Annotated in this window: 12 protein-coding genes and 1 pseudogene; 5 read left to right on the top strand and 8 right to left on the bottom strand. The window is 71.2% G+C overall.

The annotated features are described in order from the left end of the window. The first annotated feature begins 23 nt into the window (after positions 1-23). The 3 genes and pseudogenes from ABZY45_RS02740 to ABZY45_RS02730 all read left to right on the top strand — a co-directional run. Entirely contained in the window at positions 24-1,487 is a 1,464-nt protein-coding gene (locus ABZY45_RS02740; RefSeq protein WP_356735366.1) for an acyl-CoA synthetase, read from the top strand. A 19-nt stretch (positions 1,488-1,506) separates the two neighbouring features. Beyond that, positions 1,507-2,838 (top strand): carboxyl transferase domain-containing protein, encoded by a 1,332-nt coding sequence (locus ABZY45_RS02735; RefSeq protein WP_356736556.1) that lies wholly within the window; start codon positions 1,507-1,509, stop codon positions 2,836-2,838. A 28-nt stretch (positions 2,839-2,866) separates the two neighbouring features. Beyond that, positions 2,867-3,028: pseudogene (locus ABZY45_RS02730) on the top strand (VOC family protein); the annotation flags it as partial. Positions 3,029-3,038: 10 nt separating this feature from the next. On the opposite strand, the gene ABZY45_RS02725 reads toward ABZY45_RS02730, so the two are convergent. The 5 genes from ABZY45_RS02725 to ABZY45_RS02705 form a co-directional block, all read right to left on the bottom strand. Then, positions 3,039-4,307, bottom strand: coding sequence for an MFS transporter (locus ABZY45_RS02725; RefSeq protein ID WP_356735364.1), 1,269 nt, complete (start codon positions 4,305-4,307; stop codon positions 3,039-3,041). Between the two features lie 72 nt (positions 4,308-4,379). Next, positions 4,380-5,222: a MerR family transcriptional regulator gene (locus ABZY45_RS02720; RefSeq protein WP_356735362.1), complete on the bottom strand. Its 843-nt coding sequence runs from the start codon at positions 5,220-5,222 to the stop codon at positions 4,380-4,382. 418 nt (positions 5,223-5,640) lie between these two features. Then, positions 5,641-6,474 carry an alpha/beta hydrolase gene (locus ABZY45_RS02715; RefSeq protein ID WP_356735360.1) on the bottom strand — a complete coding sequence of 278 codons (834 nt, stop codon included), beginning with the start codon at positions 6,472-6,474 and terminating at the stop codon, positions 5,641-5,643. Positions 6,475-6,575: 101 nt separating this feature from the next. Beyond that, positions 6,576-7,415, bottom strand: coding sequence for an alpha/beta hydrolase (locus ABZY45_RS02710; protein ID WP_356735358.1), 840 nt, complete (start codon positions 7,413-7,415; stop codon positions 6,576-6,578). 341 nt (positions 7,416-7,756) lie between these two features. Further along, the gene (locus ABZY45_RS02705) at positions 7,757-8,905 is read right to left on the bottom strand and encodes a serine hydrolase domain-containing protein (RefSeq protein ID WP_356735356.1); all 1,149 of its coding nucleotides are present in this window, start codon (positions 8,903-8,905) and stop codon (positions 7,757-7,759) included. 420 nt (positions 8,906-9,325) lie between these two features. On the opposite strand from ABZY45_RS02705, the gene ABZY45_RS02700 reads away from it, so the two are divergent. Beyond that, a complete protein-coding gene (locus ABZY45_RS02700) occupies positions 9,326-12,466 on the top strand; it encodes a BTAD domain-containing putative transcriptional regulator (protein WP_356735354.1) in 3,141 nt (1,046 codons plus the stop codon). A 132-nt stretch (positions 12,467-12,598) separates the two neighbouring features. On the opposite strand, the gene ABZY45_RS02695 is transcribed toward ABZY45_RS02700, so the two are convergent. Further along, positions 12,599-12,955, bottom strand: coding sequence for a peptidase inhibitor family I36 protein (locus tag ABZY45_RS02695; protein WP_356735352.1), 357 nt, complete (start codon positions 12,953-12,955; stop codon positions 12,599-12,601). 1,145 nt (positions 12,956-14,100) lie between these two features. Here ABZY45_RS02695 and ABZY45_RS02690 point away from each other — a divergent pair. Further along, the gene (locus tag ABZY45_RS02690) at positions 14,101-14,463 is read left to right on the top strand and encodes an RICIN domain-containing protein (protein WP_356735350.1); all 363 of its coding nucleotides are present in this window, start codon (positions 14,101-14,103) and stop codon (positions 14,461-14,463) included. A gap of 184 nt (positions 14,464-14,647) precedes the next feature. Here ABZY45_RS02690 and ABZY45_RS02685 read toward each other — a convergent pair whose 3' ends face one another. Next, positions 14,648-15,121, bottom strand: a complete 474-nt coding sequence (locus ABZY45_RS02685; protein WP_356735348.1) for a DNA starvation/stationary phase protection protein — start codon at positions 15,119-15,121, stop codon at positions 14,648-14,650. 256 nt (positions 15,122-15,377) lie between these two features. Further along, positions 15,378-15,947 carry a sigma-70 family RNA polymerase sigma factor gene (locus ABZY45_RS02680; RefSeq protein ID WP_356735346.1) on the bottom strand — a complete coding sequence of 190 codons (570 nt, stop codon included), beginning with the start codon at positions 15,945-15,947 and terminating at the stop codon, positions 15,378-15,380. Between the last annotated feature and the right edge of the window lie 189 nt (positions 15,948-16,136).

Genomic DNA, 16,136 nt, shown 5'->3' with positions numbered 1-16,136 from the left:
GGTCACGGCCTAGGGTTCACGGGGTGACCTCTCTTCTGCCCGCGCTGAGCGGAGCGTCGCGCCGGACGGACTCCCCGGAGGCCGTCCGGTTCGGCGAACACGTCCTGACCTATGCCCAGCTGGACGAGGCGTCCGCCTCGGTCGCGGCCCGGATCGCGGGAGCGGGACGGGTCGCCGTCTGGGCGACGTCCACCCCCGAGACGGTCGTCGCCGTCGTGGCGGCGCTGCGGGCGGGGGTGCCTGCCGTACCCCTCAACCCGAGGACCGGCGGGCGCGAACTCGCGCACATCGTGGCCGACAGCGCGCCCTCGGTGGTGCTGGCCGGGGCGGGTGACGCCCTGCCGTCCGCGCTCGACGGCCTGGAGCGGCTCGACGTCTCCACGGCCACCACGGGCCGGGCCCCGCAATCCGACTTCGCCGAGCCCTCCGGCGAGTCCCCCGCCCTGGTCGTCTACACCTCCGGCACCACGGGACCGCCGAAGGGCGCGGTCCTCCCCCGCCGGGCGGTCGCCGCTTCACTGGACGCGCTGGAGGACGCCTGGGGGTGGACCGGTGACGACGTCCTCGTCCACGCCCTGCCGCTGTTCCATGTGCACGGGCTGATCCTGGGCGTCCTGGGCCCGCTGCGCAGGGGCGGCTCCGTGCGTCATCTCGGGAGGTTCTCCGTCGAAGGGGTGGCCCGGGAGCTGCTGTCCGGCGGGACGATGCTGTTCGGTGTGCCGACGATGTACCACCGGCTGGCGGGCGCGCTGGACGATCCGGCCACCTCCGGGAGCCTCACGAAGGCGCTGGCCGGTGCCCGGCTCCTGGTCTCCGGCTCGGCGGCGCTGCCGGTCCACGACCACGAGCGGATCGCGAGGGCCACCGGCCGCCGGGTCATCGAGCGGTACGGGATGACGGAGACGCTGATGAACACGGGCGTACGGGCCGACGGCGCCCCGCGCGCCGGGACGGTCGGGCCCCCGCTGTCCGGCGTGGAGCTGAGGCTCGTGGAGGAGGACGGCAGCGTGCTCCAGGACACCGCGTCGATCGGCGAGATCCAGGTCCGCGGCCCGAACCTCTTCACCGGCTATCTGAACCGGCCGGACGCCACGGCCGCCGCCTTCACCGAGGACGGCTTCTTCCGTACGGGCGACATGGCCACGATCGATCCCGACGGTTACGTCCGGATCGTCGGGCGCAAGGCCACCGACCTGATCAAGAGCGGTGGCTACAAGATCGGCGCGGGTGAGATCGAGAACGCGCTGCTGGAGCATCCCGGCGTGCGTGAGGCCGCCGTCACGGGCGAACCCGACGCGGACCTCGGTGAACGGATCGTCGCCTGGGTCGTGCCCGCCGATCCCGCGTCACCGCCCTCCGAGCGGGAGCTGGCGGACCATGTGGCGGAGCAGCTGGCCCCGCACAAGCGCCCACGCGTGGTGCGTCACCTCGACGCGCTGCCCCGCAACGAGCTGGGCAAGATCATGAAGAGGTCGCTCGGTGGCTGAGGTCCACGGCGACGGCCGCATGTCGGCGCGGGAGGCCGTCGCCGCCGTCACCGGGAGCTTCACGGAACACCGCCCCGCCGCGCGTCCGGCTCCCCCGGACGGGCCGCTCGGCTGGAGCGGTTACGCGGAGTCGAGGGCGCGCGCCTCGGCGCGTACCGGCGAGGAGGAGTCCGTCCTGTACGGGACGGCCGTCGTCGGGGACCGGGAGTGCGTGCTGGTCTCCTTCGAGTTCGGCTTCCTGGGCGGTTCGCTGGGCGGACACACCGGGGACCGGCTGGAAGCCGCCTACGCCCTGGCACGTGAGCGGCGGCTGCCGCTCGTCTCGCTCATCGCCACCGGGGGCAGCCGGATGCAGGAGGGCATGATCGCGCTGATACAGCTCCAGCGGGTGGCCCGCGCGTCCGCGCTGCTGAGGGCGGCCGGGCTGCCGCAGATCGCGGTGGTGCGGGACCCGACGACCGGGGGCGGCTGGGCCACCCTCGGTGCCGGTGCCGATGTGGTGCTCGCCCTGCCCGGGGCGCAGATCGGGTTCGCGGGCTCCCGCGTGCGGCCGCCCGACGCCGATCCGTACGCCTACACCGCCGAGGGGCAGTGGGCGGCCGGGCAGGTCGACGCGGTCGTGCCGCCGGACGAGCTGCCGCGGACGCTGGGACGCTGGCTGAGCGTGCTGACGGTCACCGGCCCCGCTGCCGCCGCGCCGGTGCCCGAAGCCCTGTCGGACGCGGAGCTGCCCGCCACCGGCTGGGACGCGGTGGAACAGGCCCGTTCCCCCGCACGGCCCCGGGCCGGCGCCTATCTGGACGCCTACTTCGCGTACCGGCTGCCGCTGCACGGTGACCGCTGCGGCGGTACGGACCCCGGGATGCTCTGCGGGATGGGGATGCGGGACGGCCGGCCGGTGGCGTACGCCGCCCAGTGCGGCACCGCGACCCGGCCGGCCGGCTACCGCACGGCGGCCCGCGTCATCCGGCTCGCCGGCCGGCTCGGCATCCCCGTACTGACACTGGTCGACACCCCCGGCGCGGCCAACGACGCGGAGGCGGAGCGGGAGGGGGCGGGCGCGGCCATCGCCGAGGTGTTCGCCGCGGTCGCGGCGGCCGGGGTCCCGGTGACCACCCTGGTGATCGGCGAGGGCGGCTCGGGCGGGGCACTGGCCCTCGCGGCTCCGGGCAACACCCATGTGACGGCGGACAGTTACTTCTCGGTGATCGCACCGGAACTGGCGGCGGCGATCCTCAAGCGCGGCCCCGAGGAGGTGCGGGCCACCGCAGGCCAGCTGCGGCTGCGCCCCCAGGACCTCGTGGACCTCGGCGTGGCGCGCTCGGTCGTCGGACACGCCGGGCCCCGGTGAGGCAGGTTCGCCCACCCCGGGCCCCGTTGAGGCGGTGGCCAAGTCGCTCGGAGGGACCCTCGGTTTCGGCCCCTTGACCATCCCCTTCGGACGGTTCGCCTATCTGCGGGACCCGCAGGGCGCGGTGTTCTCGCTGATCGACGTCCACACGACCGGCGGCGGGATGCCGGAGTTCACCGAGCAGCCCTGACCCTCGTCGCCTACGGCTGCGGATCGCGCGCGTCGTAGCGTGTGAAGCCGCGCCCCCGCAGTCCGAGCAGACACACCACCAGGACGCAGGCGAGCCCGCCCCCGGTGACCGCCACGGTGGGGGACGTGAGGTCGGCGACGGATCCGGCCACCAGATCGCCGAGCCGGGGGCCGCCCGCCACGACGACGATGAACACCCCCTGGAGCCGGCCTCGCATCTCGTCGGGCACCGCCGCCTGGAGCATGGTGTTGCGGAAGACCATCGACACGGAGTCCGCGCACCCGGCGAGCGCGAGCATGACCAGGCCGAGCCACAGCTGCCGGGTGAGCCCGAACACGGCGATGGCGCCGCCCCAGCAGGCGACGGCGACCAGCACCGCGAGCCCGTGCCGGTGGATCCGGCCGAGCCACCCGGAGAACACGCTGCCGAGCAGCGCGCCCAGCGCCGGGGCGGCGACCAGCAGGCCGGTGGTCCTGGCGTCGCCGCCGAACCAGACCACGGCGACCACGGGGAACAGCGCGCGCGGGTGGGCCAGCACCATGGCGCTCAGGTCGCTGATGAACGTCATCCGCAGATTGGGCCTGGTGCCCAGGAAGCGCAGCCCGTCCAGGACGGAAGCCCTCTTGGCGGCCTTCTCCCCCTCTCCCCGGCCCGGCAGCATCGAAGGGAGCCGCCACATCGCGTACAGCGAGGCGGTGAAGGTGACGGCGTCGACGGTGTACGCCGCCTTGTAGCCCCACCACCCGACGATCAGCCCTCCGAGCATGGGCCCGGCCAGGCCGCCCGTGGTGGACGTCATGGCGTTGAGCGCGTTCGCGGCGGGCAGCTGTTCGGCAGGCAGCAGCCGGGCGATCATCGAACTCCGGGCCGGCGAGTTGAGCGCGAAGCACACGGCCTGGAGGGCGACGACGACGTAGAGCAGCGCCACGTTCTCGACCCCGGCGAAGGCCACGGCGGCCAGCACCACGGAGAGCAGGAACGAGCCGGTCGCGCTGAAGAGGCCCAGCCTGCGCCGGTCGACGGTGTCGGCGACCGCTCCGCTGTACAGCCCGAGGAGCACGAGCGGCACGAGGGAACAGAGGCCGATCAGCCCGACGGAGAAGGCGGACCGGGTGATGTCGTAGACCTGGAGCGACACGGCCAGCGCCGTCATGCCCTGACCGACCCATGACACCGTGTTCCCGAACCAGAGCCGCCGGTAGTCGGGCGAGGCACGCAGCGGCGTCAGGTCGGCGAGTATGCGCGTGCGGGGTACACGTTGTTCGGCTGTTTCGGTCACACGGGATGGTAGCGACCGCGCCCGGAAGCCGGTCGGGCAGCCGCCGCAGTGGGGCCGGGGCCCGCCCCGTCTTCATTCGCCGGCACCCGGCTCGCGGAACTCACAGATGGCCAGGGCGGTTTCGACCCCGTTGCCGTGCAGCAGCTGGCGCATGCGGGAGGTGTCGAGGTAGGCGGCGTCGAGGGGGTGCATGAGGAGACGCGAGAGCGCAGCACTGTGCTTGGCCATCGAGGTCTTGCCCGGAGTGAAGACGGACAGTTCGTCCGTGGACTCGATCACCTCCACCTCGATACCGGCAGGCAGAGCCGCCAGCGCTTGTTCGTCCGCCGTGACGGGGACCTTGACCAGCCAGTGCGGCCCCTCGCCGGCGAGGTATCGGCTCTTCTGCTCCGGTGTCCCGGCGGCCAGGGTTCGCCAAGGCGTCCCCGCCCCCACGGCTCCGCACGACTCCACGGTGCTCACCACGTCCTGAACAGCGGCAGCGACCGCGGTGTCGGCCGCATTCCAGTCGTACCGGTCGCGCCCGGAGGGAGGGCCCGGCACGAACTTCGACGCCACGGTCATCTCGTCAACGTGGCGCAGGACCGGCTCGGGAGGCGAGGCGAGGAACCCGTGTGCGTCGCTGATGGCCTCGTCCTGGGCCTGACGCTGCCGTCGCACCTCCTCCACGTGCTGCCGCAGAAGGGGCAGGGTCTCGTCCGGTCGGTCGAGAGCCCGACGGACGAGGGTCACGCCCATACCAGTGCCGCGCAGGACAGTGATCAGCATGGCCCGTTCGACCTGCTCGAACGTGTAGGAGCGGTAGCCGGTCCGCTCGTCGACACCGGCCGGGACGAGCAGGCCTTCGGAGTGGTAGTACCGGAGTGTCTGTGCCGGCAGGTTGCACATCTCGCTGAAATCGCTGATCGACAACATGCCGCCATCCTCGGCCTTGCAGCGACTGCAAGGTCAAGTGCTACCGGGCCCCTGCGGCGTCGGGCGCGGTAGGCATCCACCGGCAGGTACCTGCGCCCGCCGCGCTCACGGGCGAGTACCCGGTGTGTCCGGGTGCCCCAGGTCGGCCCCCCGAACGCGGCCGGTGCCCCGCCGGCGAGACGCCCGCCGACCATGTGGGCGGGCGTCTCGTATCGGAGCGTCCTGCTGGGCAACGCCTTTCCTGAGCAGGCCGGTTCTGCTGCCGCTCCGGTGCGCGTCGACCACTGTCGCCGGATCGGCGGCATGTGGGGCGCGGTTCACGGCCCTGCCGTGCCGCAGTGGGGGTACGGCTCGGCTTCCCGTCCCCTGCGTGACCGGCCGCGTGCCGCCTCGCGGCAGGTGAGGCGTCGGCCGCCGGTCACTTGGCGAGGAACGCGAGGAGGGCGTCGGTGACTTCCTGGGCGTGGGTCCACAGAAGGCCGTGGGGTGCGCCGTCGATGACGACGTAGTCGGCCTGCGGGAGCGCCTGGTGGAAGAGTTCTCCGGTGGCCTCGATGGGCAGGATGCGGTCGGCGGTCCCGTGCAGGATCAGCGCCGGAACGTCGATCTTGGGCAGGTCGGCGCGGAAGTCGGTGGTCCAGGTGGCCACGCAGGCCAGCGAGGCGTACCAGGAGGCGCCGGCGGCGACGTTCCAGCTGTTGCGGACGGCTTCCTCGCTGATCCGGGTGCCGAGGTTCTCGTCGAGGTTGTAGAAGTCCTGGTAGAAGGCGCTGAAGTAGGCGTAGCGGTCGGCGGTGACCGCGCTTTCGATGTCGTCGAAGATGGTTCCGTCGACGCCGCCGGGGTTGTCGTCGGTCTTGAGGAGGAAGGGTTCCAGAGAGGCGAGGAAGGCGGCCTTGGCGATCCGGGCGGAGCCGTAGGTGCCCAGGTAACGGCCGACCTCGCCGGTGCCCATGGAGAACCCGACCAGGACGGCGTCGTCGAGATCGAGGGTCTCCAGGACCGTGTTCAGGTCGGCGGCGAAGGTGTCGTAGTCGTAGCCGGTGGTGGGCCGGCTGGACCGGCCGAATCCGCGCCGGTCGTACGTGATCACGCGGTAGCCGGCAGACAGGAGCGCGGCGGACTGCTTCTCCCAGGAGTGACCGTCGAGGGGGTAGCCATGGATCAGGACGACCGGCTGACCGGTGCCGTGGTCCTCGTAGTACAGCTCGATCGGGGTGGAGTTTTCCTGACCGACGGTGATGAACGCCATGGTGGTTGCTGCCTTCCGGTGTGCGTGCGACTGATGGGGTAGTGCCCGGCCGGGCACGGCTGTGCGGTGAGGTGTGACGAGGGACAGGGCGGAGCCGCCGGTCATCGGACCGTGCGGGCCGCCTGCTCGACGATGCGGGCGACGGCCTCGGGGCGGGACACGGACACCGCGTGCGACGCGTCGACGGTCGTCGTACGGGCCTTGGCACGGGTCGACATGTAGCGCTGGGCGGCCACGGGGATGTTGCGGTCCTCCGTGGTGATCAGCGACCAGGAGGGGATCGTCTTCCAGGCGGCCTGTGTGGACTTCTCCTCCAGTGCGGCGGCGGCGATCGGACGCTGCCCGGCCGCCATGAGCCGGGTCCTGTCCGACGGCACGTCCGCGGCGAACTGGTTGCGGAACTTGTCCTGCTCGATGTAGATGTCGGCGCCCTGACTACCGTCGGGCAGTGTGTAGTTGACGGACTCGATGGCCTGGCCGAGGGTGCTGCCGGGGAACTTGTCCGTCAGTCCGAGCGAGCTCTCGCCCGTGTCGGGCAGGAACGCGGCGATGTAGACCAGCGCCTTCACCTTGCCCTCGAGGCCTGCGGCGGCCTGGCTGATGACGGTACCGCCGTAGGAGTGACCGACCAGGACCACGGGCCCGTCGATGTGGTCGATGACGCTGCGCAGGTACGCGGCGTCGGTCGCCGGACCACGCAACGGGTTGGCGGCGGACACCACCGGGTAGCCCGCACGCTGCAGCCTGGGGACGACACCGTCCCAGCTCGCGGCGTCGGCGAACGCTCCGTGCTCCAGCACGATCGTCGGACGTACGGGGTGGTGGGGCGCCGCCCCGGCTGTACCGGGCAGGGTGACGGCGGCGACGGACAGTCCTACGGCCGCGGTGACACCGAGCAGCGTGGATCTGCGGCTCGGGCGGGCCAGGCGGGTGATGCGCATCGTGGAGTCCCTCTTGGGTCGGTTGATATGGATGGCCCTCGAACGGACCGTGCGGGCGAAGCGAACCGGTGCGTTCGGGAAAGGAGGCACCGAATCGCTCCGCCGGTGACTGAGTTGACCTGCGTCCGTCCGCGCCAGGTGATCGGCGCGGCCCGGACCGCCGGTGGGAAGGCGACAGCGGCGCGGAGAGCCGGTGCCGGGCTGCGGACCGATGGGGCCCTGAAGCATCGCCCCTCGTCCGCCCACCGGGAGCGGGGCGTCTTTCGTCCTGTTCTACGAGGGGAGGACCGGACCGGTTCACCCGATGACGGGCTGTCCGTCCACAGGGGGCCGAGTGCGCCTCAGCCGGTGGATGCGAGGACTTCGTAGACACGCCTGACGTAGCTGTGGGTGCGCTCCGAGCCCAGGATCCCGTCGCCCACCCGGTTCATCATGTACGCGAACGTGACCCGCCGGTCGAGGTCCATCATGACGATGGAACCGCCCCGGCCGACCCAGAAGCAGATCCTTCCGGTGGGCATGTCCGGCATCGTCCTCGGGTCTGCGAGCGCGTAGCCGACGCCCCAGCGGACGGGGACGCCCAGGAACAGGTCGACTCCGTCGGCCTGTACGTCGAACACCTTGTCCACCGTCTCCGCGGAGAGAAGCCGGACGCCGTTCACCTGGCCGCGCCGGGAGATGACGGACAGGGCACGGGCCATGCCCCGTGCGTTTCCGTGTCCGTTCACGGCTCCGAGTTCGGCGGCTCGCCACTGCGGGGTGTCGACGTGCTCGTCACGTGCGGGACTCCCGATCAGCGTCTTGGTGAAGATCCCGTCGGGATCGAGGCCGGCGGGTATGCCGGAGAGCTGGGCGGGGGCCACCAGGCCTGCGATACGCGGCCAGTCGGCCCGGCGCGCGCCGATCTGGACATCGGCTTGTGCCGGCTCGGCGATCTCGGTGTCGACGAACTCCCTCAGGCTCCGGCCGCTGACCCGCCGGACCAGCTCGCCGACCAGCTGTCCTTGGGTCTGCACGTGGTAGCCCGAAGCGGAGCCCGGCTCCCACCAGGGCGCCTGCGCGGCCAGCCGGGCACTCGCGGTGGGCCCGTCGTACAGGTCGTCCACGGTGAAGGGCTGCTGCCAGCCGGAAAGTCCCGAGGTGTGGGCCAGGACGTGCCGCACCTCGATGTGCTCCTTGCCCTGGGCGGCGAACTCGGGCCAGTAGTGCGCGACCGGGCGGTGGAGGTCCAGTGCGCCCCGGTCGACGAGGACGAGGGCCGCGAGATTGGTGAGGGTCTTCGTGGTCGACCACATGCTGACCAACGTGTCCCGGTGCCACGGCTGGGTCCGCGCTTCGTCCGCGTGACCACCCCACAGATCGACTTCCATGACCCCGTCCACATCGACGGCGATCGACGCCCCCAGCTCCTCGCCGGTCTCCAGATTCTCTGCCAGCGCCGCTCGAACCGGCTCGAACCGGTCGGTGCTCGATCCCTCGACGATGCCCATGTTCTTCTCCACTCCGGATGACGACCGTTCGACCACTCAACGGAATGAAGGCCACGCCGGTTCACGCATCGTTGCAGGTCACGACATCTGTTCACATGTCCCTCGCGAGGCCGCGGCGACCACGGTGCTCTTGCCCCGCGCCGCCACCTCCACCCCCGCCCGCCGGCCCTCCACCGCATGACAGGTCGCGGGAGGGCGCATCGCGCAGGTGACGCACCCTGCCGCCGCATGACGTCCTGCTAATGTCCTGTCCGATATGCGGGAAGCGGACAACGGGGTCCTCGTCGCTCCTGTCCTCGGTGCCACCGCCACAACAGTCCCGCAGGCGTGCGGTGGGGTCGAGGCCGTCTTCCGTCACCGCGCGAGCAGGGCGCCCATCATCCGGGCCCTGGTCAGGTATGTGCCCCAGAGGTGACGCCGGTGAGTGAGGTTCTGGTGGGTACGGTGACAGCTGTGGGGCAAGACCTCGACTTCGGACTGCTGGGTCCGCTGGAGGTACGGCGGGCGGGGACGGTCCTCGACCCGGGTCGGCGCAGACAGCGGCTGCTGCTGATACGCCTGCTGATCGCCGACGGCCGGGCGGTCTCTCCGCAGACCCTGTGCGAGGAACTGTGGCCCCAGCAGCCGGGGCGGGCAGCGGACGCAGCGCTGGGCTCCCTGCACGCCCACATCAGCAAGGTACGCGCGATCCTGGAACCCCGGCATCTCCGCCGGCAGGGCGCCTTCGAGATGCTGATCACCGAGCCCCTGGGCTATGCCCTGCGGGTGCCGCCCGAGAACCGGGACACCGTGCGCTTCGAGCGCGCCGTTGCCCAGGCGCAGCGTTTCATGGACCGAGGCCGGCCCGACCGCGTCGTGGAGGAGACCCGGAAGGCCCTGGACATGTGGCGCGGCACGGCGTTCGCCGACGCGGCACACCACCTGTTCGCCGCGCAGGAGACAGCCCGCCTGGAAGAGCTGCGGCAGACCACGCATGAGATCCGCACCACCGGTCTCCTCCTGCAAGGCCGGATCACCGAAGCTCTCAACGAGGCCCAGGAGATGACGGCGCGGCATCCCTTGCGGGAGACCGGCTGGGCCCTGCTGCTGCGGGCTCTGTACCTCGCCGGTCGGCACCCCGAGGCGCTTCAGCGCTACACCGACGTACGCCGGCATCTCGCCGACGAGCTCGGTCTCGAACCGGGCCCGCTCCTACGCGCCCTGCACCAGGGCATCCTCCACCACGACCTGCCGCCCCTGCATCCGGCCGACCAGCCGAACGACACGGTGGCCGAGCACGGTCGCCTCCCGAACGGGACCACCACGTCGATCGGGACCACCGGGGCGCCGGCCGGGGGTGAGACCGCCCCTTCGACCGTGCCGGCCGCCGGCCCACCCGACGACGCGGAAGCAGGGTCCGACACGCGTGGCGCGACGGCTTCGGACGGTGGGAGAACCGTGCGCCCGCCCCTGGCACGCCCTGCGCAACTGCCGCGCAGTCTGCCGGTGTTCGCGGGCCGGGAGGCTGAGGGGGCGTGGCTGTCCGCCGTCAGCGGCGCACCGGGCCGCCCCGGGCCGACCACTGCCCCCGCCGTGGTCATCAGCGGTGCTCCCGGAGTCGGCAAGACCACCTTCGCCGTGCACCACGCGCACCGCATCGCCTCCTCGTTCCCCGACGGACAGCTCTTCGTCAACCTGTGCGGGTTCCACCCGCACGCACCCGCCGTCGACCCCGGCAACGCCTTGCACGGCTTCCTCACCGCCCTCGGTGTTCCCGCGCCGCGCATCCCCGAAGGCACTGCCGACCGAAGCACACTCTTCCGCAGCCTCCTCGCCGACCGGCAGACCCTCCTCGTCCTGGACAACGCCCGCGACGAGGAGCAGGTGCGCCCGCTGCTTCCCGCGGGCGCGGGCTGCCTCACCCTGATCACCAGCCGTAACCAGCTTCCCGGCCTGATCACCACCGACGGTGCCAAGCCGCTGCGACTCGCCCTGCCCTCCCCGGCCGAGGCACACGAGGCCCTCGAACGACGTCTCGGAGCCGAACGGCTCGCCGCCGAGCCCACCGCCACGACCGACATCATCCGCCTGTGCGGACGGCTCCCCCTGGCCATGGCGGTGGTCGCCGCCCGCGCGGAACTCGATCCCTCGCTCCCCCTCCGCACCGTGGTCGACGACCTGCGGCACACCCACGGCGGCCTGGAGGCGTTCACCGGCTTCGACACCACCACAGACGTGCGCACCGTCTTCTCCTGGTCCTACCGGTCACTGGACGAACACACCGCACGGCTCTTCCGCTTGCTGGCCCTGCATCCCGGCCCCCACATCACCGCCCCCGCCGCGGCCAGCCTCGCCGGCGTCCCCCTCCCCCAGGCCCGCCGCGCACTCGCCGAACTGCTCAGCTGCTGCCTCGTGGAACAACCGCTGCCCGGTCGCTACAGCCTGCACGACCTTCTGCGCGGCTACGCCACCGAACTCACCCACGCCCACGACACCGGCCAGGGACGCCACCACGCCGCTCTCCGGATCCTGGACCACTACATGTTCACCGCCCGCGAGGCGAACGAGTTCCTCAAACAGGACACGTCGCACGACCTCGACCTCGGTGCACCCCGCTCGGGCGTCACTCCGGAAGAACTCACCACCGTCAAGCAGGCGACCCGATGGCTCGACGCCGAGCACCCTGTACTGACCGGCCTGCTGCACACCGCCGTCAGCCAGAGGCTCGACCATCACACCACCGGGCTCGCCTGGTCACTCAAGGAGTACCTCAACCGCCAGGAGTTCTGGCCCGAAGCCATCACCGCGCTGACCCCCGCCCTCGAAGTGGCCCGACGTCGTGACGACCGCCTCGAAGAGGGCCGTTGCCTACGCCATCTCGGCGGCATCCACGGCTATCTCGGCCATCACGAGCAAGCTCTGCACCAGCTGCGACGCGCGACGGCGATCTTCGAACAGCTCGACGACATCGGTGAACAGGCACGAGCCCACTACGTCACGGCGTGTGCGCTGTTCCTGTTCGGACGGACTCAGGAAGCGGTGGCGGCCTCCGAGCGTGGTCTGGAACTCTCCCGGGAGACCGGCGAAGAGTTGTGGCTGGCCGAGTGCCTCCTCGAACTCGCCTGGTTCCACTCCAACCTGGGAAACCTCGAGAAGAGTCTGCTGTACAGCGAGGAGGGCATCGCGTTGTTCCACCGCCTCGACGCGCCCTGGCAGCTCGCCCAGGGGTGGGACATCCTGGGCCACAACCTCCGTCTGCTCGGCCGCTACGAGGAGTCGGTGACCACGTACCAGCAGGCGTCGCGGGCGTTCGAGGAACTGGGCGACCACAGAAACGCCATCGGCACACGGATGCGGCTCGGCGACACCCGGCTGGCCATGGGCGACCGGGAAGGCGCGCGGGCGGACTGGACGGACGCGCTCGAGGATGCCCGCGCGCGAAAGATGTCACACAGCGCTCAGCAGGTCCGCGACCGGCTCACCGCCCTCGACATGGATGAGGACCCCACGCCCCCCGTGGCGGAGAGGGCGGTCGGAAAGCACGAGCTCCCGGTTCCGAGGAGCAGCGATCCCGCGCCGTAGGAGCCTCGGCCGGGATGCTGCACCTCTCAGCCGTCCCGGACGGTTCCGGCTGCCGGCCGGGCCGTCCGGGACGGCGTCCGACCCGACGTCTGAGGCCCAGCCGGTGCGGCGAGGCCCCCTGCCGGGCGAGGGCTACACGAGCCGGAAGCTGGTCAGATGGTCGTTGTGGATCGGCATCACGCCGGTCGAGCCGCCGGCCGAGTAGCACCCCATGTCGTAGCTGTAGTTCTCGTGCCGGTACATGCAGACGGTGCGGTTGGTCCGGTTCCAGACCGAGGTCGTGCGGTCGTTCATGTAACTGCCGACGTTGGGCGTGCTGTTGGGGCTGGAGAAGAAGCGGCCTTCGTAGTTGCTGTGCTGCCAGATGCAGAAGTGCCCGGGAGGGCACTGACTGTAGTGCGCCTGTGCGGCCGGAGCGTTGAACGTCACCAGGGCGCCTGCCAGCACTGCTCCGGACAGCAGAACGCGGCGCAGCCGTGAACCGATCACTGATGTTCCTCTTCGTTTCGTCACCGGCGGACCTGCCGGGAGATGGTGGGTTCGGGAACTTCCCTCGGAAGACGCGGCGGAGCGTCCGTCGCGGAACGGCGCGCCATGATCTCCGAACGGGCGTCCCTCTGCTGTGAACGACCGGAACGAGGCGCCGGTTCATCCGCGCGCGGGGGAATGTACGGGGGCGTGAACCGATCCGTCGGTTGCCTCGTCCTCCGAGGAGAGGCCACACGTACCCAGCCGTGCGCCGCCCGCGACCGCGTGGTCGAACCGGTGCCTCCCCCCCCTCGGCGAGCCACCGGCTCAGCACGCGCCGTCGGGCCGAGGCGCGGGGTCGCGAGCGGCTCACGAGAGGGCTTGCCGGGCCGGCCGCGGTCCCTCTGGGGACGCCTGCCATCCGTAGGGCCCACCCTCGGAGCCCGGCTCCTGACCCTTCGAACGACTGAGAGGCAAGATTGATGCCCCAGATGGACAGCACGGATCCGGCCGGTATCCCGGCGGGCGGCGGGAGACGCCCCAGGACCGACCCGTTGCCGGTCCGGAAGCCATCCACGGAGCCGGCAAGGACGCCCACCGAGGCCGAGCCCCCGGACGAGGCGCAACGTGCCCACGTCGCCAGGGCACTGCGGGCGACTCGCCGTGCGGCGGCCAGCACGACGGACGCATCAGTCCCCCCGGCTCGCCCTTCCGGTGCTGGGAGCACGCCCCCGTCACCCAGCCGCACATCCGAGGAGGGCGAGCCGTCGTCGTCCCGCCTTCAGCGCAGACCGCTCATCGCCGCGATCGCCGGCGTCGTCGTACTGACAGGTGCGGCGCTCCTGTTGCCCGGACTCGGGGACGACCCCAAAACCCCAGCGTCCTCTGCCGGCCGCGAGAACTCACGGACAGGCAGCACTCCCCTCGAAGTCACCCCTTCCGGCGGTAGGGCGGGGAACGACGCCACGTCCGCGGAGGAGGACCGGAAGGACGGCGGCGCGGGGGAGGTCTCCACGGACGGAGCGAAGAAGGACCCAGGAGAGAAGGGAGGCGCAGCTGACAGCAGGACGCGTACGCCCGCGGACGCGGGCGAGGCCGTGGCCGACGCGGACAGGCCGGGCGGCAAGGCAACCCCCCACCCCACGGCAGCTACGGTGGCCGGTCGGATGCTGACCGGGCAGCAGTCGGGCAAGTGCCTCTCCGCAGGAGGCGCCGGGGCCCATTTGACCATCCGGACCTGCGACGGGTCCGCCGGTCAGCGGTGGGAGTTCCGCTCGGACGGCACGGTCCGTTCGCAGGGACTGTGCATGGATCTAGTCGGCGCCTCGAAGGACAACGGCACGGCGATCCGGGTGGCACCCTGCACCGGCGCAGCCACTCAGCAGTTCCACCTGAATGCGACCGACGACTTGGTGGCCCGGTTCGCCGCCAAGTGCGTGGACGTCTACGACAGGCAGTCCGCCGACGGAACCCGAGCCATCCTGTGGCCTTGCACCGGTGCCGCGAACCAGACCTGGACCCGCCGGTGACCAGGACCGCGAAAGCGATCTTCGCCTGACACCAGGAGGGCAGGGCGAGGAGCGCCTCGCGGGAACCCTTCCGCTCACCTCGTGCGGGGGACGCCACACCGAGCCGCCCTCGGCCTGCCCTCGGCACGGCACGGCACCCGGGCGGTTCGCCGCAGGAGTACCGGTCAGACCTGATCGGACCCGATCAGACCCGGTTCTCAGCCTGGAACATCCAGCTCTGCTTCTCCAGATCGGCCGTGACCCCGATGAGGAGGTCCTCGGTGACGACATCCACCGGGCCGGTCTCGGCGATGCGCTCACGCAGTCTCGCTGTCACCGCGGAGAGCGCGCGCACCAAGGCATCGACGGCGTCGCTGTCCTTGGTCCAGCCTGACGGGAAAGCGGGCACGCCGCTGGTTCCCGCTATGGTCGCGGCCCGTCCGTCCGGGCTGACGCCCAGCGCTGCCGCGCGCTCGGCCACCGTGTCGGCGTGGTTGCGAGCGATGGTGGCGGCCTCGTCGAGCTGGACGTGAACCGAGCGGAAACGCGGGCCGTACAGGTTCCAGTGGGCCTGCTTGGCCACCAGGGACAGGTCGAGAAGGTCGGCCAGGGTCGCCTGCAGCGCCGCACCCGCGGTCTCGCGGTCGCGCTCCGGCAGAGAGTTGTTGATGACCGGCACAGGAGTCGGTCCTTTCGTAGGTGGTGCCGGCGTCCTGGTCGAGGACGTCGACGACTGCCGTTCCCAGAAACGTGCCGCAGCTCGCTTCCGTGGGGGCGTTGATCAGCCCGAGGCTAGGAACGGCGGGAGTCCTCCGTGGGTTCAGCTCATCCGGCACGTGATTCCGCGTGTCCTGCGATGTTCCGCCGTACCGAGCGTGCGGGGCGCGGCTCCCGGTGCGCCGGCGATCGGGAGCGTGCACAGGGCCGCGCCGCGGCTACACCCCCGGAATCCCCTGCTTCTCCAGCGCCTTGCGCAACGCCCGTACTGCGTAGAAGGCGCGGCTCTTGACGGTGCCGGGCGGTATGCCGAGGTGCTCGGCAGCCTGATTGACGCTGCACTCCAGGTAGTACATGAGGCGGATGACGGTTTGCTGCTGCTCGTTCAGCTCCCCCATGGCCTGCGCCACCGCATGGGAGTCGAGTGTGGACGCGGTGCTGTCGCTGGAGGCGTCCAACTCCTCGACGGGCATGAGCTCCAGTGGCCTGACCTGGCGTGCCCGGTGGTGGTCGATGACGAGATTCCTGGCCACGGTGAACAACCACGGTCTGAGGTGTTCGTGGCGCGTACCCAGGAACCGGGCGTGCTTCCAGGCGCGGGCCGCGGTCTCCTGAAGGATGTCCTCCCCCTTGTGCCAGTCACCGTCCAGCAGACGCGTGGCGTACCGGACGAGCAGAGGGCCGTACCGGTCGTAGATGTCCCTGATGAAGGCCTCGCAGTCGGCGTCCGATGCGAGCTGCCGGGCATGCGACCGAGCCGGAGCGAGGGCAGTGGTCCCCGTTTCCATGATCCCGTTCATGAATGGCGCCCAATCCTGTTCGAGTGTTCCGTGGCGTGCTCACCCGCATGCGCGGACGGGCAGCTCACACACTCGCCGGAAGCCCTTGGCCAGACCTTGTCGCTTTCTTGCCGCGCCTCCTGAACTCGTGAGGCGGTGAACCGGCTGCGGTGCGAAGCCAGGCGGCGAACCGGGACG

It is taken from the genome of Streptomyces sp. NPDC006516 (assembly GCF_040611875.1).
Lineage (GTDB): Bacteria > Actinomycetota > Actinomycetes > Streptomycetales > Streptomycetaceae > Streptomyces.
Note: the sequence above shows the minus strand (reverse complement) of the source record. Positions and strands in the feature narration are given on the sequence as shown.

Coding starts and splice junctions, on each gene's coding strand:
- ABZY45_RS02735 (WP_356736556.1), top strand. CDS start 1,507: ATGTCGGCGCGGGAGGCCGTCGCCGCCGTCACCGGGAGCTTCACGGAA.
- ABZY45_RS02720 (WP_356735362.1), bottom strand. CDS start 5,222: ATGTTGTCGATCAGCGATTTCAGCGAGATGTGCAACCTGCCGGCACAG.
- ABZY45_RS02715 (WP_356735360.1), bottom strand. CDS start 6,474: ATGGCGTTCATCACCGTCGGTCAGGAAAACTCCACCCCGATCGAGCTG.
- ABZY45_RS02710 (WP_356735358.1), bottom strand. CDS start 7,415: ATGCGCATCACCCGCCTGGCCCGCCCGAGCCGCAGATCCACGCTGCTC.
- ABZY45_RS02705 (WP_356735356.1), bottom strand. CDS start 8,905: ATGGGCATCGTCGAGGGATCGAGCACCGACCGGTTCGAGCCGGTTCGA.
- ABZY45_RS02690 (WP_356735350.1), top strand. CDS start 14,101: ATGCTGACCGGGCAGCAGTCGGGCAAGTGCCTCTCCGCAGGAGGCGCC.
- ABZY45_RS02680 (WP_356735346.1), bottom strand. CDS start 15,947: ATGGAAACGGGGACCACTGCCCTCGCTCCGGCTCGGTCGCATGCCCGG.